A 21,298-nucleotide genomic window follows, 5' to 3' on the forward strand; every position below is an offset into this window, starting at 1 on the left:
AGGTCGCGATCACGTGCAGGTCATTGTCCTGCGTCGCGATCTTGCGGACGTGGTGCCTTCCGCTTCGCGCAGTTCCCCGCGCCCCTGGGGTTGCTCTCTCTGGTTTCGCGCCCGCTTATGTGCTGGAGGCCCAGCGGATGGCGTCGGTCATTTCCTTCAGGGAGCCGAAGTGCGCCGCGCCGGGTTCGAGGTAGAGCTGGGCGCCGGGGATGTGGTCGGCGAGCCAGGCGGAGTGGCCCACCGGGGAGAACTTGTCGTCCGCGCCGTGCCAGATGCGGACCGGGACGCGGATGGTGTCGACGGTGAAGCCCCAGTGGGCGATGAAGGCGAGGACGTCGTCGATCCAGCCGTCGGCGCCGTAGCGGAAGGCCTGGCGGTAGGTGGAGTGGAGCATCCGGCGGATGCCGACGTCGGCGACGACGGTGCGGTCGGGCGGGGTGAGCTCGGGGACCAGGTTGCGGATCAGCTGGGCGGGGTCGCGGCGGATCACCTGGGAGCGGACCTGGAACGGGCCGGCGATCCGCGGCTGGCCCAACTCGGCCTGGCGGTAGGCACGTTCGTTGGAGGGCGTCATGCCGGCGAACCAGTCGAGGCCGTCCGCGTCGCGGGGGGCCAGCGAGACCTGGGTGGCGGCCCGGATCACGCGGTCCGGGAGGAGCGCGGCGCAGGCGAGGGCGTGCGGGCCGCCGCCGGAGCGGCCGACCACGGCGAAGCGGTCGAGGCCGAGGGTGTCGGCGATGGTGGTGACGTCGTCGGCGGCGTGGCGGACGCGGCGGCCGGGCAGCCGGGTGGACTCGCCGTAGCCGGGGCGGTCGAAGGAGATCAGCCGGACCCGCATCCGGGCCAGTACGGCGCTGCGCGGGGCGGGCCCGACCCGGCTCCCGGGGGTGCCGTGGAGCAGGAACACCGGCCTGCCGGAGGGGTCTCCGGACGTCTCCACCGCGAGGATGCCCCCGTCCGGTGTGTCGATCCTTCGGGTGGCCACGCAGTGCCTCCAGGTCAGCTGGGGATGTCCAGGCTGCGCACCTCGCGGCGCGCCTGCCAGGTGGTGTGTTCCCGGGAGATGGCGTCCTCGGCGTCCCGGGCGAGCCGGGCCCAGTTCTCCTCGGCGTCCGGGGCGGACAGGTCGACGGCCGCCAACTGGGCTTCCACTTTGGAGAGTTCGGCGGCGGCGAGGGTGTAGGCGGCGGCCTGCGGGCGGTACTGGCGCAGCTGCGCCCAGGCCGAGATGGAGGCGGCGACGGCGGAGATCGCGCCGAGCGCGTCGAAGCTGAACTGGCCGAGCGCGCGCAGGACGGCCAGCAGCAGGCCGGCGGCGGGCAGCACGATGGCGAGCCGGCCGACCCGGCGGGTGGCGTTGCGGCACTGGATGGCCTTGGCCTGGTACCACTCGCGCTGGCTGTGCACCCGCTCGCGCAGGTAGATCTCGCGGCGGACCGGCAGCGGCTGGTCGCGCAGCCGTTCCATGGTCTCGGTGATCTGCGGGTGGCGGGCCGGCGCGCGCCAGGTGCGCAGTTCCTCGGCGACCCCCGGGGTGACCCGGTCGGTGTCGAACTCGCCGAGGATTCCCGCCAGTTGGATGTCGTAGAGGCGCTCGGCGTCGGGGAGCTTGCGGGGCGGCGGCTGGTAGGAGTCGGCCCGCACCGCGTACTTCCACACCAGGGTCTTCACCGACTCGGCGACCGCCCGGCCGTCGTACCAGAGCCGCTGCGGGTTCTGCCAGGCGACGGTGACGGCGATGAACAGCGCGCCCAGGTAGGCGACGGCGGCGAGCCACGCCCACACCGGGCCGTCGGCGGAGCCCGCGAAGGCCGCGCCGACCAGCAGCAGCAGCTCCCAGCGGGCCAGTGCCACCGCCCGGGCCTGGCCCTGCAGGGACGCGCCGTCGGCGGCCCAGAACAGCCTCGGCAGCAGGTCCTGCTCCCGCACGAAGCCGATCGGTCGCCCCGCTCCAGTCGCCATTCCCGCCCCCGCAGCGCCGTCTCACCGGTCTCGGGAGTACTGCCCAGTGCCGGTCGAACTTACGCGAGCGGCAACGTAGTTGGCCGAATGGGCGGGGTTGCGCCGGGGGCGCGGGGCGGTCGCGGGGAGTGGAGGCGGGCGGTCGCGGGGCGCGCGGAGGGGCGCGTCACCAGGCGTAGAAGATGCGCTCCGCGTTGTCGGCGATCACCTTGTTGTTCCACTCGGTGCCGCCCTCCACGTTGCCGGAGCGGAACACCGGCGGGGTGATGCCGCGGTCGGCGAGCCTGGCCGTCGCGGAGGCCATCACCGACTGCATCAGCGCGCTGGTGACGATGGTGGAGACCGGACCGAACGGGACGCCCACGCCGGGGTGGTCGAGTTCGCCGTCGCCGGGGGCGATCTTGCTGTCCAGCACCACGTCGCAGTTGTCCTTGAGGTAGGTGCCGGACGGGTGGTTGGAGCCCACGGCGGCCGGATACGCCAGCGAGGTCACGCCGATCACCTTCAGGCCGCGGTCGCGGGCGTGCCGGGCGAGCTCGACCGGCATCACCTGGCGGCCGGAGAGCGAGATCAGGAACAGCAGGTCGCCGCTGCGGGCGGGCGTCAGGTCGAGGGTGGTGGTGGCCAGCCCGGAGACCCGCTCCAGCGCGCTGCCCAGGTGCGCGGGCATCACGTTGACGCCGGTCATCCCGGGCACGTTGAGCAGGTTCATCACCACCAGGCCGCCCGCCCGGTAGACCACGTCCTGGGCGGCCAGCGAGGAGTGCCCGGCGCCGAAGGCGAAGATCCGCCGGCCGTGCTCGACCGCCTCGGCGAGCAGCTCGGCCGCCGCGTCGATGTTCTCGCCCTCCTCGGCGCGGATCCGCTCCAGGTGGGCCACGGCGGCGTCCAGGTACCGGCCGACCAGTTCGGTCATCTCGTGCTCCGTCCGAGCGCGCGGGGCGGTCCGGGGGTCCGGGCCGCGGGTGGGGGAAACGGGTGGGGGGAGACAGCTACGGCGTGCACGGTGGCCCCTGGCACGCCCGGCTGTCAACCGTCGCGCCGGGCGCGCGGCGGGCGGCGCGGGCCCGGCGAGGGCCTCGGGCGGGCCCCGCGACGGTCCCGCCGGGGCGGTGCGGAGCCCGGGCGGGGGCCCGGGCACAACGGCGGAGCGCACCTGGTTGTCACCTCCGTACGTCAGAATTGGCGGTGAGGACACCGAAGAACGGAGCCAGGGGCGATGTCAGGGCTGATCGACACCACTGAGATGTACCTCCGCACCATCCTGGAGCTGGAGGAAGAAGGCATCACCCCGATGCGTGCCCGGATCGCCGAGCGGCTGGAGCAGTCCGGCCCGACGGTGAGCCAGACGGTGGGCCGGATGGAGCGCGACGGCCTGCTCCAGGTCGCCGAGGACCGGCACCTCGAACTCACCGAGGACGGCCGGCGGCTGGCGGTGCGGGTGATGCGCAAGCACCGCATCGCCGAGTGCCTGTTGGTGGACGTGATCGGCCTGGAGTGGGAGCAGGTCCACGAGGAGGCCTGCCGCTGGGAGCACGTGATGAGCGAGACGGTCGAGCGCAAGGTGCTCGCCATGCTCGGCCACCCCACCCAGTCGCCGTACGGCAACCCGATCCCGGGCCTGGACGAGCTCGGCGACACCAAGGCCGAGGGCGAGGGCTTCGACGCCGGGCTGGTGACGCTGGAGTCGGTGGCCGGCGAGGACGGCGCGGACGTGGTGGTGCGGCGGATCGGCGAGCCGATCCAGACCGACGGCGAGCTGATGCGCACCCTGCGCCGCGCGGGCGTCCGCCCCGGCGCGACGGTGCGGGTGGCCCCGGCGGCCGGCGGCGTGCTGGTCGGCACCGGGGACGGCGCGGCCCGGCTCGGCAAGGAGATCGCGGCGCACGTGTTCGTCGCCCAGCCGTAGCCCGGCGGGGCGGCGGCCCGGGGCGCGCGTCGAGGCCCGGTGTCCCCGCACCGGGCCTCGCGCGTTCCCTCCCTGATCCCCCGCCGTCCCTCCCTGGTCCCTCCCTGGCCCCCGCGCCGCCGCACCCGGCTTCCCCGACCGAACGCCCTCCCGGCAGCCCCCCACGCTTCTGGCTCTCGGCCCGACCGCTCCTTCCGCTCCGCCGACCCCGTGCCGACGCTGAGGATGATCCCCTCGGCAGCGGGCGCCAATCCCCCGGCGGTGTCACCCGATAGGCTGGCTTGCCCTGCTGACCTGCGGGTATGACGACTCGTTTCCGGAAGATCACGCTCCGCGCGGACGGGGCGCGCTCAGCTCGCGGCGGCGGTCTCCCGGTACACGGGGCGCGGGGCCGAGGGATCGCGACGGCAGGCGTACGCCAGCGGACTCACCAGCTCCGTCGCGTCCGGCAGCCAGCGGTTCAGCAGGGTGGGCGGCCGGGCCCACAGCGCGGTGGCGTGCCCGCCGAAGCGGGACGGCGGCGCCACCACCCAGTCGCCCTCGCCGCGCGCCACCAGGTCCAGCCCGCCCGGGACGCAGCCGACCTGCCGCAGCAGCTCGGGCAGCTTGGCGACCGCGCCGGGCAGCACCAGGAAGTGCAGCCGCCGCCCGCGCCGCCCCGGGGCGGCCGGCGCGGCCAGCACCGGGCCGAGCTGCACGCCCGTCCGCTCCATCCGGGCCAGCGCCAGGCAGCCCGCCACCTCCGGCACGTCCAGCACGTCGAACGCCCGCCCGGTGGGCAGCAGGATCGACGCCTCCGGGTGCTCCGTCCACCACCCGCGCACCACCGCGGACCCCACGCTGGCCAGCAGCCCCCAGTCCGCCCCGACGGGGTGTGCGCCGGGGAGCGCACAGCGCGGATCGCCGCAGGAGCAGCGGACGGCCGCGCCGTCGGCGTCGAGTAGCCACGCCCCGGGGACCACCTCCCAGTGGCGCTCCTCGGCACAGCGGACGGCTTCGGCCAGCAGCGACAGCCGGTCGGATTCGGGGGTTTTGTCGGGGGCTTGGGGGGCGTTGTCCACGTGCAGCACAACTACCGCCCGTGAGTGGGGGTTACGGGCCCGCACCGAACGATTCGAACGGGGCGCACGTTGTCACCCGGGACGGTGATCCTGGTCGGGAGCCCCCGTCGCAGCAGGGGCGGTAACGGGCGCAGTGGGGGCGCACAGGGGCATTAAGCAGGGCGCGTGGGGAGTGGGTACGTCACCGTGGGTATTCCGCATGGTGTTGCACAGTCGTCGCCCTCCGGTCGGGTCCGGACGGCGTTGGGGAGGCGGAAAAATCCCATGGCCGCGAGACCACTCGTCGCACGAGAGCCGAACGAACGTCTGCAGCAGCTGATCCAGGAGGCAGGCTGCTCCAACGCGGGCCTGGCCCGCCGGGTCAACCTCTGCGGAGCCGAGCACGGGCTCGACCTGCGATACGACAAAACGTCCGTCGCCCGCTGGCTGCGCGGGCAACAACCACGCGGGCAGGCGCCCGCCGTCATCGCCGAGGCCCTCGGCCGCAAGCTCGGCCGCGGCGTCACCGTGGACGAGATCGGCATGGCCGACGGCAAGAGCCTCAGCTCCGCCGTCGGGCTCCAGTTCGCGCCCAGCCTGGCCACCGCGCTGGAGCAGATCTGCGAACTGTGGCGCAGCGACGTCGGCAAGCGCGACTTCCTGGCCGGCGCCACCGTCGCCGCCTCCGCGCTGGTCGAACCCAGCCGGGACTGGCTGATCACCCCGCCCGACCCGGTCGTCGCCCGCACCGGCGGCACCCGGGTCGGCCTGGCCGACGTGGCGGCGATCCGCGCCACCACCCAGATGCTGGTCGACCTCGACCACCGGTTCGGCAGCGGCCACGTCCGCCCCGTCGTGGTGCACTACCTGAACAGCGTGGTCTCCGGCTTCCTCGGCGGCTCCTACCGGGACGAGACGGGCCGTCAACTCTTCGGCGCCGTCGCCCGGCTGACCGAACTCGCCGGCTACATGGCGGTCGACACCGGCCAGCCCGGCCTCGCCCAGCGCTACTACATCCAGGCGCTGCGCCTCGCCCAGGCCGCCGACGACCGGGGCTACGGCGGCTACGTGCTGGCCGCCTCGATGAGCCACCTCGCCGCGACCCTCGGCAACCCCCGGGAGATCGCCCAACTCGCCCGCGCCGCCCAGGAAGGCGCCCGCACGGTCGCCACCCCGACCGCGATGGCGATGTTCTACGCCGCCGAGGCGCGCGGCCACGCCCTGCTCGGCGACGCGTACTCCTGTGAGACGGTCGCCGCGAAGGCGCTCGCCGCGATGGAGCGCCGCAACCCGGCCGACGACCCGGACTGGATCGTGCACTTCGACGAGGCCTACCTGGCGGACGAGTTGGCGCACTGCCACCGCGACCTCCAGCAGGGCGAGCGGGCCGAGCACTACGCCCGCACCGCGCTCGAACTGCACCCCGCCCACCGGGTCCGCCGGCGCGCCGTCGACCTGGTGCTGCTCGCCACCGCCCAACTCCAGCAGCGCGACCTCGAACGCGCCTGCGAGACCGGCAGCGAGGCGGTCCGGCTGCTCAGCGGGCTGCGCTCGAACCGCGGCGTCGAGTACCTGGACGACTTCCGCAGCCGGCTGGAGCCGTACCGGGGGCACCGGGCGGTCCGCGAGTTCCACGCCCGACTGGACGGGGAGGCCGCGTAGTGGTTCGGGTACGGGCGGGGCTGCGGGTGCTCGTGAAGCAATAGCACAGAACAGCAGCCCGCGTAGTCACCTGTGCCGGTGAACCGGTAGCGTGGCCTCGCAGTTGTGGTCCGCCGTCAGCAACCCGGCGGGGCAACCGAAAGGCCCGGAATCCCGGTGCCGTGCACAGGTGAGGAATCGCGTTGAGCCAGCGCCGCTCGTATCCGAACTCCGGCGACTTCAATCTGGACGACCTGTTCCGGCCGGAGCCCGCCGCAGACGGTCAGGGCACGCCGGCGCAGGCCGCCGCGCAGCCCCCGTACGCCCAGCCGCAGCCGCAGCACCCCGTCCCGCAGCAGCAGTCCGCCCCGCCGCTGGGGCAGAGCGGCAGCCCCGAGTACTGGGGCACCGCGCCCCAGGCTCCGGCTCCGGCGCCCCAGGACGACGCCGGCGCGACGCAGTACCTGCCGCCGTACCCGACCGCCGATCCGGCCGGGCCCGGCGCGCCGACCCAGGTCGGGTACCAGCAACCCGGCTACCCCGGCGGGACGTTCGGCGGGCAGCAGCAGTTTCCGGCGCCCGCGGCGGCGCCTGCTCCCGCCCAGCCGAGCTACGGGGGCGGGTACGGCGCGGTTCCGCCGCAGCAGCCGTCGTACGACGATGACGGGGGTCGCAAGCCCAACACCAAGCTGCTGATCGGCGCGGGCGTGGCCGGTGTCGCGGTGGTCGCGGTGCTCGTCGGGGTGTTCGCCTTCAGCGGTGGCGGCGACACGAAGGACCAGGCCAAGGAGAAGAGTTCGAGCAGCCAGTCGGCGTCCGCGCCGACGGCCGGCGGCGGGGACGGGGCGGTCGGCCCCGCGATGAAGGCGCAGGCGCAGGCGATGTCCGACCTGCTCGGCACCGCGAGCGCGAGCCGCACCTCGGTGGTCAACGCCGTCACGGCGGTCGGCAAGTGCCAGGGGCTGCCGGACTCGCAGGCCGCGCTGACGGCGGCCGCGGCGCAGCGGCAGGACCTGCTCAAGAAGCTCGGCGACCTGAAGGTCGACCAGCTCGCGGACGGCGGCAAGCTGGTCGAGCAGCTGCAGAAGGCCTGGCAGGCGTCCTCCACGGCCGACTCCGAATACGCCCTGTGGGCGGGGGACATGGTCGCGGGGTGCGACGCCGGGAAGGCGAAGGACAACGACCACTACCGCAACGGCAACACCGCGAGTGGCTCCGCCACGACGGCGAAGGAGCAGGCGGCGAAGCTGTGGGGCGTGATCGCGTCCAAGACGGGGCTGCCGGACAAGGGCGCGAGCGAGCTGTAAGGGCGCGAGGCCCGTCCGCAAGGTCGCTCTCACGTGCAGGTCATTGTCCTGCGTCGCGATCTTGCTGACGGGTGCCTTCCGCTTCGCGCAGTTCCCCGCGCCCCTGATCGTGCTCTCCCTGGTTGTCGCACCCGGTGCTGTGCTCAGCCGGCGAGGATGGTGCGGACGTTGGTGAAGCCCTGGGGGTTTTCGGTGAGGCGGCCGTTGCGGACCTGTTGGAAGGTGACGGAGGTGTTCACCAGGCGGGGGGAGTCGGCGGTGGGGAGCATGTTGGTGACGCCCCAGCTGAGCGGCGGGGTGGTGCCGGCGGTGTCGATGGGGTCGCCGCTGTCGAGGACGGTCTGCAGGGCCTTCGCGGTGAGCGGGCGGGAGGGGTCGACGCGGCCGGCGGCCTGGCGCAGCACGGTGTAGGCGACCCAGGTGGTCTGCACGCCGGGGTCGGAGACGTCGATGGTGGTGCCGTTGGCGTAGCTGCGGACGGTGGCGCGGAGGTTGTCCCAGACGGGAGAACTCTCGGCGGGGAACCAGCCGGTGGCGTACGCGCCGCGCAGCGGGCCGTTGTCGCCGCCGGTGGAGTCGACCACGGACTGCTGGAACGAGCCGATGACGGACGCGAGTTGGGTGTTCTTCGGGTTGGCGCGGCGGTACGGGTCGAGCAGGTTGGCGGTGGGTTCGGCGCCGAGCGCGGACAGCACGCAGTTGCCGGGCCGGTCGTTGTCGATGGCGCGCCTGGCGTAGCTGGAGTAGTCGTTGGACTTCTCCGGGGCCTTGATGTCGAGGACCCTGATGGGGGTCTGCTTGACGGCGGTGCTGAGGTAGCTGACCAGGGCGTCGCCGGCCCGGCTGTCGGGGCGGATCAGGGCGATCTGCTTGCAGCCGGCGTCGATCAGCTGGCGTCCGCTGCCGGCCACCAGGGCGGGGGTGCCGCCGTTGACGGGGTAGGAGAGCGGGCTGCTGAACTCGGGGGTGGAGAGGCCGTAGCCGCCGATGAACGGGATGCCGGCGGCTTCCAGGACGGGGATGAAGCTGCTGCCGTACTGGCTGGCGGAGCCGACCACGGCGACGGCGTGGGCGCCCACGGCCTGGTCGGCGCAGGCGGTGGCGCCGTCGGTGGTGTCGTGCTCGTTGCAGGTGAGGACGCGGACCTTGCGGCCGGCCAGGCCGCCGTGGTCGTTGAGGTCGCGGCCGATGGCTTCGGCGAGGGCGGTCATGCCGGGCCGGTCGGCGGCGCCGGTGCCGGACGGGGCGAAGGTCATGACGGTGACCTCCTTGCCGGTGGCGTCGGCGGCGGCCGGTCCGCCGCAGGCGGTGGTGGAGAGCAGGGCGGGCAGGGCCAGGCCGGCGGCGAGGGCGGCGGTGGTGCGCTGGCGGCGTCCGCTGACGGCGGGTGACGGGTGGGGGCTTCCGGTCCGCGTCATGGTGGTCTGTTCCTCCCTGGACATGCTGCGGGGCTGACCCGTGCTCCGTTGCGCAGGTTCGGCGGGTCAAGGGTGGTGCGGCCCGCGCACGGTGAGAGGGACGTGATGTGAACGGACCGCCAACGAGGGAGGAACTCGGGGCGCGGGGTGTGATGACGCGTGTGGAGGCGGGGTGCGGGAGGAACGTACGATCATCTCCCGTGTCCGACAGCGTGGATTCTCCGTACCGTTCTGCCCGAAACCCTTCTCGAACCGGCGGCCGCTCCAGCACGATGGGCGTCATGCCCCTGACTGACCTGCCCTGGTGGCGCTGGCGCGCCCGGATCCGTTCGGCGTTGCACATGCTCTCCGACCCCGGCTTCCAGCAGATGGCCTGGTTGGAGGGGTACGGCGGTTACGGGGATCTCGTCGACGCGGTGTACCGGCTGGTCGAGGACAGCTGGCTGGACCGGTGGCCGGCGGAGAAGTACATCGGGACGATATTCCGGGACTCGGCGGAGGCGGCCGCGGTGGGCGCGGCGGTGCTGCGGGTGATGCGGGTCGTGCACGAGGTCGGCGAGGTCGCTCCGGCGGCCGTCTACCTGGGCCACCCGGACTGGCCGGAGGCGGTGCGGGCGGCGCGCGAGGCGCACCACCGGCTGGCGGTCGGCGACGGCACCGATCCGGACCTGCCGCCGTCCACGCTGGCCGAGTTGCGGCAACTGACCGCGCACGGCTGAGCGGCGGGGGTGCCCGGCGGTCTCGGGTGGCGGGCGCTGTCCGCGCGGGCGGGGGATTTGTGCCAGGCTGGGCGGTCCGTCCGCCCCTGAGCCGAGAAACGGAACCCCGCGACATGGAAGAGACCGCCCACCCCCAGTACGTCCTGACGCTGTCCTGCCCGGACCGGCAGGGCATCGTGCACGCGGTTTCCAGCTATCTGTTCATGACGGGCTGCAACATCGTCGACAGCCAGCAGTTCGGCGACGCCGGCACCGGGCTGTTCTTCATGCGGGTGCACTTCACGGCCGAGCAGCCGGTGTCGGCGGAGAAGCTGCGGGCGTCGTTCGCGGCGGTCGGCGCCTCGTTCCGGATGGACTGGCAGATCCACGAGTCCGCGGAGCGGATGCGGGTGCTGCTGATGGTCTCCAAGTTCGGCCACTGCCTGAACGACCTGCTGTTCCGCACCCGGATCGGGGCGCTGCCGGTGGAGATCGTCGGGGTGGTGTCCAACCACACGGACTTCCGTGAGCTGACCGAGTCCTACGGCGTCCCGTTCCACCACCTGCCGGTCACCGCGGACACCAAGGAGCAGGCGGAGCAGCAGCTGCTGGACCTGGTCGAGCGGGAGCGGGTGGAGCTGGTGGTGCTGGCCCGCTACATGCAGGTGCTGTCGGACGGGCTGTGCAAGGAGCTGTCCGGCCGGGTGATCAACATCCACCACTCGTTCCTGCCGAGCTTCAAGGGCGCCCGCCCGTACCACCAGGCGCACGCCCGGGGTGTGAAGCTGATCGGCGCGACGGCGCACTACGTGACGGCCGACCTGGACGAGGGGCCGATCATCGAGCAGGAGGTCGCCCGGGTCACCCACGACGTGACGCCGGAGCAGCTGGTCGCGCTCGGCCGGGACGTCGAGTGCCAGGCGCTGGCCCGCGCGGTGAAGTGGCACAGCGAGCGGCGGGTGCTGCTGAACGGCACCCGGACCGTGGTGTTCGCCTGACGAAATGCCCGGCGTTCGACGGGCGGTGGACATTTGTAGGAAGGGTGGTTCGCTCGTGGCGGCCCGATACTGACGGGACGTGGGGAGTACGGTCGTTGGTACCCGTGGCGGCAGTGCCGCCGACCGGTCGTGCGAACCCCGGCAGGGTGAGCGGGACAGTATGCACCGAGACATCCCCCGAACGCTGGAATATGCCCGAAGCTCTTGCTGCGACCTGCTCCCGGAATCATTCTGGGCCGTATTCGTGTCGATGCCATGGGCAGTGCGGATCGGCGGCCTCCGCGAGGCGCGGCCGACCGGACCGGCGGGATCAAGCGGGCCGAATACCGAGTGCGGGTGGTGGAACGGTGCAGGTACTTCAGGTACAGCTGGCGGTCCAGGCGGACCCGGCCGAGGTCTCACGGGCCCGGCGCTGGGTGCGGGCCCGGCTGCGGGCCGGCGGGCTCGACCCGGACTCTCCGGTGGCCGAGACGCTGGTGCTGGTGGTCTCCGAACTGGTCACCAACGCGGTCGTGCACACCGGCTGTCCGGCGGTGCTGCGGCTGCTGATGCCGATCGGCCCGGACGGCCCGCCCGGGGTCCGGGTGGAGGTCGCGGACGCCAGCTGCGCGGCCCCCGCGCCGCGGCACGCCGGGGCCGACGCGGAGGCCACCAACGGGCGCGGCCTGGAGCTGGTGGAGCTGCTGTGCGAGCGCTGGGGCTGGTACCCGGACGGCTCCGGCAAGCGGGTGTGGTGCGAGATCGGCCCGGTCGCCCCGCTGTGCGACCGGGCGGCGGCGCAGCCGGTCGTCTCGGCGCGCTGACGCTCCGCCGGAGGGTCCCGGCATGTCGTCCGTGCGCTGCCCGCGCTCCGGATGATCCATCCGAATTTCCGACAACCCATTGACGTGACGTATCCGACTGATCACTCTTGGGTGCGGCGTTCCGTTGCGAGGGGACGCCGAGGCAGCTCGGGCGGTGCCGACACTCAGGGGGTCGTTGGCCGCATCCGTCCGGAACCTCGGCGAAATCGGAACGCCGGGCGTCACGGCTTCAGGGCCCGGACGCCGACCTGGACGGCAGCCCGCCGTGCCGTGCTCGGGGCGCGCGCGGCGGGCCGCCGTCCGGTCAGTTGCCGGTCGGACGCCGCATCGTGATCCAAAATCACTGGAAACCGGCGGTGGTCTGGACCAAAACTGAGGGACGTGACCGCCCCAGAACTCCACACCGCCCCCACCGCGCGCGTCAGCACGCCCGAAGGGCCCGCCATCTGGTCGGGCAACTTCCGGCTCTACTTCACCGCCCGCTCGGCCGGCCTGCTGAGCGACGCGATGCTCCCGGTGGCCGTCACCACCGGACTGCTCACCTCCGGCCACTCCGCCTCCACCGTCGGCTTCGCGATGGCCTTCCTGCTCGCCCCGTTCGCCGGCCTGGTGCTGGTCGGCGGCGTCCTCGCGGACCGGTTCACCGCCCGCCGGCTGATGATCTTCGCCGACCTGCTCAACCTCACCACCCGGGTGCTGCTCGCGGTGCTGTTCTTCCGCGGCATCGACCAGCTCTGGCAGCTGTACCTGCTACTCGCGCTGGCCGGCACCGCCGCCGCGATGTTCCAGCCCGGTGCCGCCTCCACCGTCCCACTGGTGGCCCGCGACGTGCAGGGCGCCAACGGCATCCTGCGCATCTCCGAGGCGCTCACCACCCTCGCCGGGCCGCCGCTGGCGGGTCTGCTGGCCGCCGCGTCCACCGGCTGGGTGATGATCATCGCGGGCGTGATGTACGCGATCAGCGCCAGCTCGCTGCTCGCCCTGCGGCTCGGCCCCGTCCCCGCGCCGCCGCCCGGCGACAGCCTGTGGAAGAACCTGGTCGAGGGCTGGCACGAGTTCCGCGCCCGCAGCTGGATGTGGGGCGTCATCCTGATCTGGATGCTCTTCACGGTGCTCTCCTGGGGCCCGCTCACCCCGCTGATCGGCTCGCTGATGGTGCCCGAGCACGGCGGCACCGTGTTCGGCATCCTGAACGGCATGTTCGGCGCCGGCACCGTGATCGGCGGACTGATCGCGATCCGGATCAAGCCCGTCCGGCCGCTCGCCGCCGGCGCGCTCGCCCTGCTGGCCTTCCCCGTCCAGCAGTTCGCGCTCGCCCTCGACCTGCCCTGGCCGGTGATCGGCGCGGCCCAGCTGGTCTCCGGCATCGGCATCAGCTTCTGGGGCGTCATGTGGGCCACCAGCGTGCAGACCCAGGTGCCCGGCGAGGTCCTCAACCGCATCCACGCCTACGAAGTGGCCGGCTCCGTCTGCATGTTCCCGCTCGGGGCGGCACTGGCCGGACCGGCGATGGAGTCGTTCGGCGCGACCCGGGTCCTGGTGGTCGGCGGCGTCGTCACCGTGCTGACCGCCGCCGCGCTGCTGCTCAGCCCGCCCATCCGCGGCCTGCGCCGGGTCGCCGACCCCGCACCCGTCGCCGGCGGGCACTGACGTCCGGATCTCGACGGGAGATGGCAGCAAACCCCGTCGTGCCGGCGGCGGCCGGAACCGCAGACTCGGCGGGTGAAACTCACCACCACGCCCGTCGCGGATCCGGCCCCGCCCCGGACCGCCCCCAGGCTGCACTACGCCTGGATCGTCGCCGCCGTCTCGCTGGTCGTCCTGGTCGGCTCCGCCGGGTTCCGCTCGGCGCCCGGACTGATGATGGACGCCCTGCACAACGAGTTCGGCTGGTCGCACGCCACCATCTCCAGCGCCGTCTCCGTCAACCTCACCCTGTACGGCCTCACCGCGCCGTTCGCCGCCGCCCTGATGGACCGCTTCGGCGTCCGGCTGGTCGTGGTCTGCGCGCTGCTCACCATCGCCACCGGCTCCGGACTCACCATCCTGATGACCGAGGCCTGGCAGCTGATCCTCTGCTGGGGCGTGCTGGTCGGCCTCGGCAGTGGCTCGATGGCCGGCGCGTTCGCCACCACCATCTCCGGACGGTGGTTCCAGGCCCGGCAGGGGCTGGTCACCGGCTTGCTGACCGCCGCGGGCGCGGCGGGCAACCTGGTCTTCATGCCGGTGCTGGCCGCGCTGGTCGAGCACCAGGGGTGGCGGACGGCGGTCGTCGTCATCTCGCTGGCCGCGACCGCCGTGGCCGTGCCGGTGCTGGTGCTGATGCGCGAGCGGCCCGCCGACCTCGGGCTGCTGCCGTACGGCGCGACGGAGCCGCCCGTGCCGCCGACGGTGGACGGCTCGGCGATCGCCCGCTCGCTGCGGGTGCTGCGCGACGCCACCCGCAGCCGGGCGTTCTGGCTGCTGGCCGCGTCCTTCGCGATCTGCGGCGCCACCACCGCCGGGCTGGTCGGCACCCACTTCATCCCCGCCGCCCACGACCACGGCATGCCGGTCACCACGGGGGCCTCGCTGCTCGCGCTGGTCGGCGTGTTCGACGTGGTCGGGACGATCGCCTCCGGCTGGTTCACCGACCGCTTCGACTCGAAGCGGCTGCTCATCACCTACTACGGGCTGCGCGGCGTCTCGCTGCTGCTGCTGCCGTCGCTGTTCGGGGAGAGCCTGCGGCCGCCGATCCTGGCGTTCGTGGTGTTCTACGGGCTGGACTGGGTGGCGACCGTGCCGCCGACGGTCGCGCTCTGCCGGCGGCACTTCGGGGCGGACGCGCCGATCGTCTTCGGCTGGGTGCTGGCGGCCCACCAGGTCGGCGCGGCGGTGGTGGCGGGGCTGGCGGGGCTGGCGCGGGACCGGTTCGGCGACTACGACGCGACGTGGTACGCGGCGGGGGCGTTGTGCGCGGTGGCGGTGGGGTGCTGCGTCGCGCTCGCCGGGCCTGCGACGGGAGCACGAACGCTGCCCCGTTGACGGCCCCGGCGGACCGGGGGGAGCCCCGCGCCCCCTGGTGGGGTTCGCCGGTGTGAGGTCGTGCTTCACTGGGAGGGCCATTACCCCCTCGCGCCCCGCGGCGCGACCCGGCAGTGAAGGACGAACCCCGGTGAGCAGCAAGATCAACGCGACGCTCCGCTACACCTCGCTGCGGGCGAGCATCTTCCTGGCCTGCCTGCTGGTCGCGCTGCTGCTGGCCCACTTCGGGGTGATTCCGGTGGTCGGCGAGCTCGGGCTGATCCTGCTGTTCGCGCTGGCGATGGTGGCGTCCTCGGCGATCAGCTACGTGGTGCTGAACAAGCAGCGCGACGAGATGTCGGCGCAGATCGCGGCGAAGGTGGAGTCCCGCAAGGCCCGGGCGGCCGTCCGGGACTCGGCGGAGGACGAGGCGGACGACGCGGCGCGGGCCGCCGCCCGGCAGGCGCAGGCCGGCTGAGCGGCGTGTCGGACGGCTCGTCCGGCGAGGGGGCGCGGCGGCGGCCGACCGGGCGGGACGTGGCCCGGCTGGCGGGGGTGTCGCAGGCCACGGTCTCGCTGGTGTTCTCCGGCAGCGCCGGGCACCGGGTCTCGGAGGCGACCCGGGAGCGGATCCACGACGCGGCCCGCGAGCTGGGCTACCGCCCGCAGGCGGCCGGCCGGCAGCTGCGGCTGGGCCGCAGCGGCATGGTGCTGCTCGCGGTGCCGAACCTGCTCAGCCCGTTCTTCGGCCGGCTGCTGACCGGCGTCCACGAGGAGGCGGCCCGGCACGGCCTGTCGGTGGTGGTCTCCAGCGGCTGGGACGCGGCGACGCTCGCCGACGCGGCCGCCGCTGGGCGGTTCGACGGGCTGCTGGTCTGCTCCCCGGACGACAAGCAGCTCGGCGCGCTGCCCGCCGACACCCCGGCGGTGTTCCTGGACGCCGACCCGGCGGCCAACCCGGGCCGCCCCACCGTCGAACTGGACCTGGCGGCGGGCATGCGGGCCGCCGTCGACCACCTGCTGGCGCTCGGGCACCGGCGGATCGGCTACCTGCGGTCGGTGCACTCCGCGTACACCTTCCGGGTGCGGCAGGCGGCGTTCGCGGCCGCCGCCGGGGAGCTGGTGGTGCAGGAGCGGGCGGTCAGCCTGAACGAGGGCAACCGGGAGGCGGCGCGGGCCGCCCGGGAGCTGCTGGCCGGGCCGGACCGGCCGCGCGCGGTGGTGTGCGACGACGACGTGGTGGCGTCCGGGCTGTACCAGGCGGCCGACGAGCTGGGGCTGCGGATCCCCGCCGACCTGTCGGTGGTCGGCATGGACAACATCCCGGTGGCGGAGCTGCTCAGCCCGCCGCTGACCACCGTCAACCTGCCCGGCGAGCAGCTCGGCCGGACCGGCCTGGCCACCCTGGTGGCCCTGCTGCGCGGTGAACTGCCGCCGCCGGCCGCGCCGTTGGCGACCTCGCTGGTGGTGCGGCGGTCCACCGCGCCGGCCTGAGCGCGGCTACTGCTCGCCGAGCACCATCCACTTCTCGGGCAGCGCGAGCGGGTTGAACCCGACCTTGGCGTACACCCCGTGGGCGTCCCGGGTGGCCAGCAGCAGGCGGCGCAGGCCGAGTTCGGCGAGGTGGTCGCGGACGGCGACGGTCAGCGCGGTGCCCAGGCCGCGGCCGCGGGCCGGCGGGGCGATGTACACGTCGCACAGCCAGGCGAACGTGGCGTGGTCGGTGACCACCCGGGCGTAGCCCACCTGGGTGCCGGAAGTCTCCTCGTACAGGCCGAAGTTGAGGGAGTGGTCGATCGCCAGGTCCTGCTTCTCGCGGGGCCGGCCGAGTGCCCAGTAGGCGTCCTCGGAGAGCCAGCGGTGCACCGACGCGCGGTCCAGGCGCGCCGGATCGGTGGAGACCGTGTAGCCCGTGGGCAGTTGCGTGTGCGTCATGCGGCGCATCCAAGCAGTCTGCGGGCGGGGCGGGCGAGCGGTTTCGGGTTCAGGCGGCCAGGGCGAGCGGGGCGCGCAGGCGGGAGCGGGTGGCGAGCAGCAGCAGGCCGCCGAGCGCGGAGCCGGCGACGGCGCACAGGGCGACGGCGTGCAGCGAGGTCTCGACCAGGGCGCCGGAGACGGCGTAGCCGGCCGCGTTGCCGGTGGCGAACAGGGTGACCAGCCAGGCGAACGCCTCGGTGACGGTGCCGGTCGGGGCGAGTTCGGCGACCAGCACGAACGCGGCGGCCAGCAGCGGGGCCAGGCCGAGGCCGGACAGGAACGCGAGCGCGGCCATCGGCAGCGGGCCGGGCAGGAGCAGCAGCGGCAGGTAGCCGGCCGCCATGCCGAGCGCGAGCACCCAGGTGCGGGTGGCGGTGTCGGCCCGCCAGGTGGCCGCGCCGTAGCCGAGCGCGCCGAGCAGGCCGGCCAGCGCGGCCAGCGCCAGCAGGCTGCCGGCACCGCCGGGCAGGCCGCCCCGGTGCTGCTCGGCGTAGGCGATGAACAGCACGTTCTGCGCGCCGACCGCCCAGCCGGCGCCACTCAGTCCGAGCAGCAGCAGGACCAGTCCGGGCGAGCGCAGCGGGCCGAGCAGTCCGGCGGAGGCGGCGCGCGGCGGGGCCTGCCAGTGGCGGGCGGGGGCCGCGGTGGCGACCACCAGGGAGCCGATCAGGCCGAGCGCGGCGGCCGTCCACAGGGCTGTGGACGGCGAGAAGGCGGCGGCGATCCCGGCGACGGCGAGCGGCCCGGCCACGTACAGGATCTGCTGGGAGGCGGAGTCGAAGGCGTACGCGGTGTCGAGCTGCTCCTCCTCGACGACGTCCGGCCACAGCGAGCGCAGGCAGGGTTCCAGCGGCGGCATGCACAGGCCCGCGATCGCCGCGCCGAGCGGGGCGGCGACGGGGGAGCCCGGGGCGAGCGCGAGCAGGGCGTAGCCGCCGCCGGCCACGGTGGCGGAGGCGAGCAGGACGCGGGGCTGCCCGGTGAGGTCGACGAGCCGGCCGAGGACGGGCCCGCCGACGGCGGCGGCGATCGCGTACGCGGCAGTGGCCAGGCCGATCCGGCTGTACGGGGTGCCGGCCTCGCGCAGGGCGAGGGCGATGACCAGGGCGGTCATGCCGGCGGGCAGTCGGCCGACCAGGGTGCCGATCAGCAGCCGGGTGACGTGCGGGGCGCGGAGCAGTGCGGCGTAGCCCATGGGCGTCCTTCCGGCGAGGTCTCGGGCCCCTCAAGTTATACGTATAACCGGATGGGCGTCAAAGCTGCTGGCCATCGGCCGTTCGAGCTGACGATCAGTCAGGAAAGGATCGTTCGTGGACGACCTCAAACAAGTACTTTGAACATCTCAAAGGTTTGTTGCTAATCTGCTGCGCATGACCACCGCAGACGTCGCACGCCAGTACGGGATGAGCACCCCGCTCATGCCCCGCTGCCCGCGTCTGCCCGGTGCCGTGGACGGCCCGTGTCACTGTCGCTCCGGCGGCTGTATGCGGGCGGCACACCGCTCCTGACGCCCCCGACAGCCCCGCTGTCGGCCCCGCCGGGCCTCCCCGCCCGGCCCCAGCGTCCGGTGTGCCGCCGCCTCCGCCCCCACCCCACCCCCTGCACCTCACCGGAGTCGCACACCCATGTCCACCGCGCCCGCGCCCACGCTGCTGGGACGTATCCGACGCACCCCGTTCTGGGTCCAGATCGTCGGCGGCCTCGTCCTCGGCCTGCTGCTCGGCTGGATCGCCCGGTCCGGCGACGTGTCCTGGCTGAAGACCACCCTGGACACCGTCGGCAAGACCTTCGTCCAGCTGCTCAAGCTGGCCGTCCCGCCGCTGGTCTTCACCGCGATCATCGTCTCGGTCGCCAACCTGCGGAACGTCACCAACGCCGCCCGGCTGGCCGCCCGCACGCTGTTCTGGTTCCTCGCCACCTCGCTGATCGCGGTCGCCGTCGGCCTCGGCCTCGGCCTGCTCACCAACCCCGGCAAGGGCGCCCACTTCTCCACCCAGGGCCTCAAGGGCGTGGAGAAGGGCGGCAGTTGGATCGACTTCCTGACCGGCATCATCCCGACCAACATCGCCGACGCCTTCCTGAAGGTGAACGTCCTCCAGATCGTCTTCCTCGGCGTGGTCGTCGGCGCGGCCATCCTCAAGCTCGGCGACAAGGCCGCCCCGGTCCGCCAGCTCTCCGAGAGCGTCCTCGAACTCGTCCAGACCGCCCTGTGGTGGGTCATCCGGCTCGCCCCGCTCGGCACCGTCGGCCTGATCGGCAAGTCCGTCGCGCTCTACGGCTGGGACCTGCTCAAGCCGTTCTCCACGCTGACCATCGACGTCTACGTCGGCTGCGCGATCGTCATGTTCGGCGTCTACTCGCTGCTGCTGCGCTTCGTCGCCGGACTCAACCCGCTGAACTTCTTCAAGGGCGCCTGGCCCGCGATCCAGCTGGCCTTCGTCTCCCGCTCCTCCGTCGGCACCCTGCCGGTCACCCGCCGCGTCACCGAGCGCCTGGGCGTCCCGTCCGAGTACGCCTCGTTCGCCGCTCCGTTCGGCGCGACCACCAAGATGGACGGCTGCGCCGCGATCTACCCGTCGCTGGCCGCGATCTTCGTCGCCCAGGTCTACGGCATCGACCTCGGCATCGGCGACTACCTGCTGATCGCCTTCGTCTCGGTCATCGGCTCCGCGGCCACCGCCGGCCTCACCGGCGCGATCGTGATGCTGACCCTGACCCTCTCCACCCTGGGCCTCCCGCTGGAGGGCGTCGGCCTGCTGCTGGCCATCGACCCGATCCTCGACATGATGCGCACCGCCACCAACGTGGCCGGTCAGGTCGTCGTCCCGATCCTGGTCTCCGCCCGCGAGAAGACCCTCGACCTCACCGCGTACAACCGCCCCACCGGCGACCTGCTCGCGGAGGACCGCCCCACCGCCGTCCCGGCCGCCGCCTGACGCTCCTCCCGAACGGCCCGCACCCCCTTCCCGGGGTGCGGGCCGTCGCTCGTTGGGGTGAGACTCCTTGGTCCGGGTGGGGGCGGTCGGTAGCGTGGCGCCGACGAAGGAGGGGTCGATGACTGCTCTGCCCTACGACTCTGTCGATCCGGACCAGGCCCTCAAGTACGCGATCCAGCACCACGTCAGCGAGCGGGTCCAGATCGTCGAGGGCGTCGTCGAGCCGCTGGCGTCGGGGTGGGACGACGAGGCGGCCGCCAGCCGCGTGCGCAGCCAGCTCAACGACCGGGTCCGGGCGCTGAACTGCGTGATGGGGGCCGGTGACCTCGACCTTCCGGGCTCCAGCAACTGGTTCGTGCCGGACGTGGCGGTGGTGCCGGCGCCCCTCACCCGGGACGGCGGCGCCCTGCTGCCGGAGCAGACCCTGCTGGTGGTCGAGGTCACGTCCGGGGCCGCCGGTGACACGGACCGGGTGGTGAAGCCCCGCCGCTACGCCGAGTACGGGGCGCCGCTCTACCTGCTGATCGACCGCCGCGACCTGGCCTGCACGCTGTTCTCGGAGCCGGGCCCGCTCGGATACACCCGTGCGGTGGGGCCGCTGCCCTTCGGGGAGTCGATCGAGCTGCCGGAACCGTTCGGGCTGAGCCTGGACACCTCCGGCTTCTGACGGCCCGCATCCCTTTCCGGGGTGCGGGCCGTGGGGTGTCCGGGGATCAGACGCCGGCGGCGATCTGGCCGAGGTCGGTCCAGCCGCCGCCGGTGTCGTCGCCGCCGTTGTTGGCGAAGGCGGTGGTGGGGCCGTTGACGATCAGGTAGTCGGCGCGGCCGTCGCCGGTGACGTCGGCGAAGTGGACGACGTTCTGGTCGGTGGTGAGGCCCGCGGCGATCCTGGGGCGGAGGGTCCAGCCGCCGTGCCCGTCGCCGCCGTTGGCGGTGTAGCTGGTGATCGAGCCGTCCTGGTTGACGACGTTGTAGTCGGCGCGGCCGTCGCCGGTGACGTCGGCGAGGCGGACCCGGGAGCGGTCGCCGGTGGTGCCGCCGGCCACCTTGCCCTGGACGTTCCAGCCGCCGTGGCCGTCGCCGCCGCGGTTGAGGAAGGCGCTCACGGTGCCGTCGTCGGCGATGGTGAGGTAGTCGGCGCGGCCGTCTCCGTCGAAGTCGGCGAACCGGACCTGGTCGGCATTGCCGGTGGTGCCGGTGGCGACCTGCCCGTAGTCCTGCCAGCCGCCGCGGCCGTCGCCGCCCTTGTTGAGGAAGACGTTCACGGCGCCGGTGGGCTGGACGACGAGGTAGTCGGCACGGCCGTCGCCGTCGAAGTCGGCGAACCGGACGCGGCTCTTGTCGCTGGTCAGACCGGTGGCGACCTGGCCGTAGTCCTGCCAGCCGCCGTGCCCGTCGCCGCCCTTGTTGAGGAAGACCCGGATCGCGCCCGAGTCCTCCACGACGAGGTAGTCGGCCTTGCCGTCGCCGTCGAAGTCGGCGAACCGGGCCCGGCCCACCCCGCCCGCCTCGGTGCCGGCACGCGGGGCGGTGGGGCGGACGGCGAGGCCGTCGGTGTCGGTGAGCCCGCTGATGCGCAGCGGGGCGGACGAGGCGCCGAGCGGGC

General features: G+C 73.5%; 20 protein-coding genes. 12 read left to right on the forward strand and 8 right to left on the reverse strand.

The window, feature by feature from the left end; translation table 11 throughout:
* Window positions 1-115 precede the first annotated feature (115 nt).
* The 3 genes from ACWEMJ_RS29600 to ACWEMJ_RS29610 form a co-directional block, all read right to left on the reverse strand.
* Window positions 116-985, reverse strand: a complete 870-nt coding sequence (locus ACWEMJ_RS29600; RefSeq protein ID WP_452140189.1) for an alpha/beta fold hydrolase — start codon at window positions 983-985, stop codon at window positions 116-118.
* Between the two features lie 14 nt (window positions 986-999).
* Entirely contained in the window at window positions 1,000-1,962 is a 963-nt protein-coding gene (locus tag ACWEMJ_RS29605; protein ID WP_452140190.1) for a DUF4231 domain-containing protein, read from the reverse strand.
* 166 nt (window positions 1,963-2,128) lie between these two features.
* Window positions 2,129-2,878: a sugar isomerase domain-containing protein gene (locus ACWEMJ_RS29610; protein WP_452140191.1), complete on the reverse strand. Its 750-nt coding sequence runs from the start codon at window positions 2,876-2,878 to the stop codon at window positions 2,129-2,131.
* A 303-nt stretch (window positions 2,879-3,181) separates the two neighbouring features.
* Between ACWEMJ_RS29610 and ACWEMJ_RS29615 the strand changes: the two genes are divergently transcribed.
* Window positions 3,182-3,871, forward strand: a complete 690-nt coding sequence (locus ACWEMJ_RS29615; RefSeq protein WP_452140192.1) for a metal-dependent transcriptional regulator — start codon at window positions 3,182-3,184, stop codon at window positions 3,869-3,871.
* A gap of 350 nt (window positions 3,872-4,221) precedes the next feature.
* Here ACWEMJ_RS29615 and ACWEMJ_RS29620 read toward each other — a convergent pair whose 3' ends face one another.
* Window positions 4,222-4,941, reverse strand: coding sequence for a bifunctional DNA primase/polymerase (locus ACWEMJ_RS29620; protein ID WP_452140193.1), 720 nt, complete (start codon window positions 4,939-4,941; stop codon window positions 4,222-4,224).
* A 255-nt stretch (window positions 4,942-5,196) separates the two neighbouring features.
* Between ACWEMJ_RS29620 and ACWEMJ_RS29625 the strand changes: the two genes are divergently transcribed.
* Together ACWEMJ_RS29625 and ACWEMJ_RS29630 are read left to right on the forward strand one after the other, a co-directional pair.
* A complete protein-coding gene (locus ACWEMJ_RS29625; protein ID WP_452140194.1) occupies window positions 5,197-6,573 on the forward strand; it encodes a transcriptional regulator in 1,377 nt (458 codons plus the stop codon).
* A gap of 182 nt (window positions 6,574-6,755) precedes the next feature.
* Window positions 6,756-7,859, forward strand: coding sequence for a hypothetical protein (locus tag ACWEMJ_RS29630; protein WP_452140195.1), 1,104 nt, complete (start codon window positions 6,756-6,758; stop codon window positions 7,857-7,859).
* Window positions 7,860-8,002: 143 nt separating this feature from the next.
* Here ACWEMJ_RS29630 and ACWEMJ_RS29635 read toward each other — a convergent pair whose 3' ends face one another.
* On the reverse strand, window positions 8,003-9,277 hold the full coding sequence (locus tag ACWEMJ_RS29635) for an ABC transporter substrate-binding protein (protein ID WP_452140196.1): 1,275 nt from the start codon (window positions 9,275-9,277) through the stop codon (window positions 8,003-8,005).
* 281 nt (window positions 9,278-9,558) lie between these two features.
* Here ACWEMJ_RS29635 and ACWEMJ_RS29640 point away from each other — a divergent pair, with 281 nt between their 5' ends.
* The 7 genes from ACWEMJ_RS29640 (at window position 9,559) to ACWEMJ_RS29670 (ending at window position 16,273) form a co-directional block, all read left to right on the forward strand.
* Window positions 9,559-9,996, forward strand: coding sequence for an SCO4402 family protein (locus tag ACWEMJ_RS29640; RefSeq protein WP_452140197.1), 438 nt, complete (start codon window positions 9,559-9,561; stop codon window positions 9,994-9,996).
* Between the two features lie 113 nt (window positions 9,997-10,109).
* On the forward strand, window positions 10,110-10,973 hold the full coding sequence (gene purU / locus ACWEMJ_RS29645) for a formyltetrahydrofolate deformylase (RefSeq protein WP_452140198.1): 864 nt from the start codon (window positions 10,110-10,112) through the stop codon (window positions 10,971-10,973).
* Window positions 10,974-11,320: 347 nt separating this feature from the next.
* Window positions 11,321-11,776 carry an ATP-binding protein gene (locus ACWEMJ_RS29650; RefSeq protein WP_452140199.1) on the forward strand — a complete coding sequence of 152 codons (456 nt, stop codon included), beginning with the start codon at window positions 11,321-11,323 and terminating at the stop codon, window positions 11,774-11,776.
* A 381-nt stretch (window positions 11,777-12,157) separates the two neighbouring features.
* Window positions 12,158-13,426, forward strand: a complete 1,269-nt coding sequence (locus tag ACWEMJ_RS29655; RefSeq protein WP_452140200.1) for an MFS transporter — start codon at window positions 12,158-12,160, stop codon at window positions 13,424-13,426.
* Window positions 13,427-13,498: 72 nt separating this feature from the next.
* A complete protein-coding gene (locus ACWEMJ_RS29660; RefSeq protein WP_452140201.1) occupies window positions 13,499-14,800 on the forward strand; it encodes an MFS transporter in 1,302 nt (433 codons plus the stop codon).
* A gap of 130 nt (window positions 14,801-14,930) precedes the next feature.
* Window positions 14,931-15,257: a DUF4229 domain-containing protein gene (locus ACWEMJ_RS29665; RefSeq protein ID WP_452140202.1), complete on the forward strand. Its 327-nt coding sequence runs from the start codon at window positions 14,931-14,933 to the stop codon at window positions 15,255-15,257.
* 5 nt (window positions 15,258-15,262) lie between these two features.
* Window positions 15,263-16,273: a LacI family DNA-binding transcriptional regulator gene (locus ACWEMJ_RS29670; RefSeq protein ID WP_452140203.1), complete on the forward strand. Its 1,011-nt coding sequence runs from the start codon at window positions 15,263-15,265 to the stop codon at window positions 16,271-16,273.
* 6 nt (window positions 16,274-16,279) lie between these two features.
* Here the strand turns inward: ACWEMJ_RS29670 and ACWEMJ_RS29675 are convergent, their stop codons facing one another.
* On the reverse strand, window positions 16,280-16,714 hold the full coding sequence (locus ACWEMJ_RS29675; protein WP_452140204.1) for a GNAT family N-acetyltransferase: 435 nt from the start codon (window positions 16,712-16,714) through the stop codon (window positions 16,280-16,282).
* A 49-nt stretch (window positions 16,715-16,763) separates the two neighbouring features.
* On the reverse strand, window positions 16,764-17,951 hold the full coding sequence (locus ACWEMJ_RS29680) for an MFS transporter (RefSeq protein ID WP_452140205.1): 1,188 nt from the start codon (window positions 17,949-17,951) through the stop codon (window positions 16,764-16,766).
* Between the two features lie 430 nt (window positions 17,952-18,381).
* Between ACWEMJ_RS29680 and ACWEMJ_RS29685 the strand changes: the two genes are divergently transcribed.
* Window positions 18,382-19,692: a dicarboxylate/amino acid:cation symporter gene (locus ACWEMJ_RS29685; RefSeq protein WP_452140206.1), complete on the forward strand. Its 1,311-nt coding sequence runs from the start codon at window positions 18,382-18,384 to the stop codon at window positions 19,690-19,692.
* 118 nt (window positions 19,693-19,810) lie between these two features.
* Window positions 19,811-20,359: a Uma2 family endonuclease gene (locus ACWEMJ_RS29690; RefSeq protein WP_452140207.1), complete on the forward strand. Its 549-nt coding sequence runs from the start codon at window positions 19,811-19,813 to the stop codon at window positions 20,357-20,359.
* Between the two features lie 46 nt (window positions 20,360-20,405).
* Here the strand turns inward: ACWEMJ_RS29690 and ACWEMJ_RS29695 are convergent.
* The coding region (locus ACWEMJ_RS29695; RefSeq protein WP_452140208.1) for an FG-GAP repeat domain-containing protein at window positions 20,406-21,298 on the reverse strand (893 nt) is incomplete at its 5' end.

The organism is Kitasatospora sp. NPDC004531 (assembly GCF_053602195.1).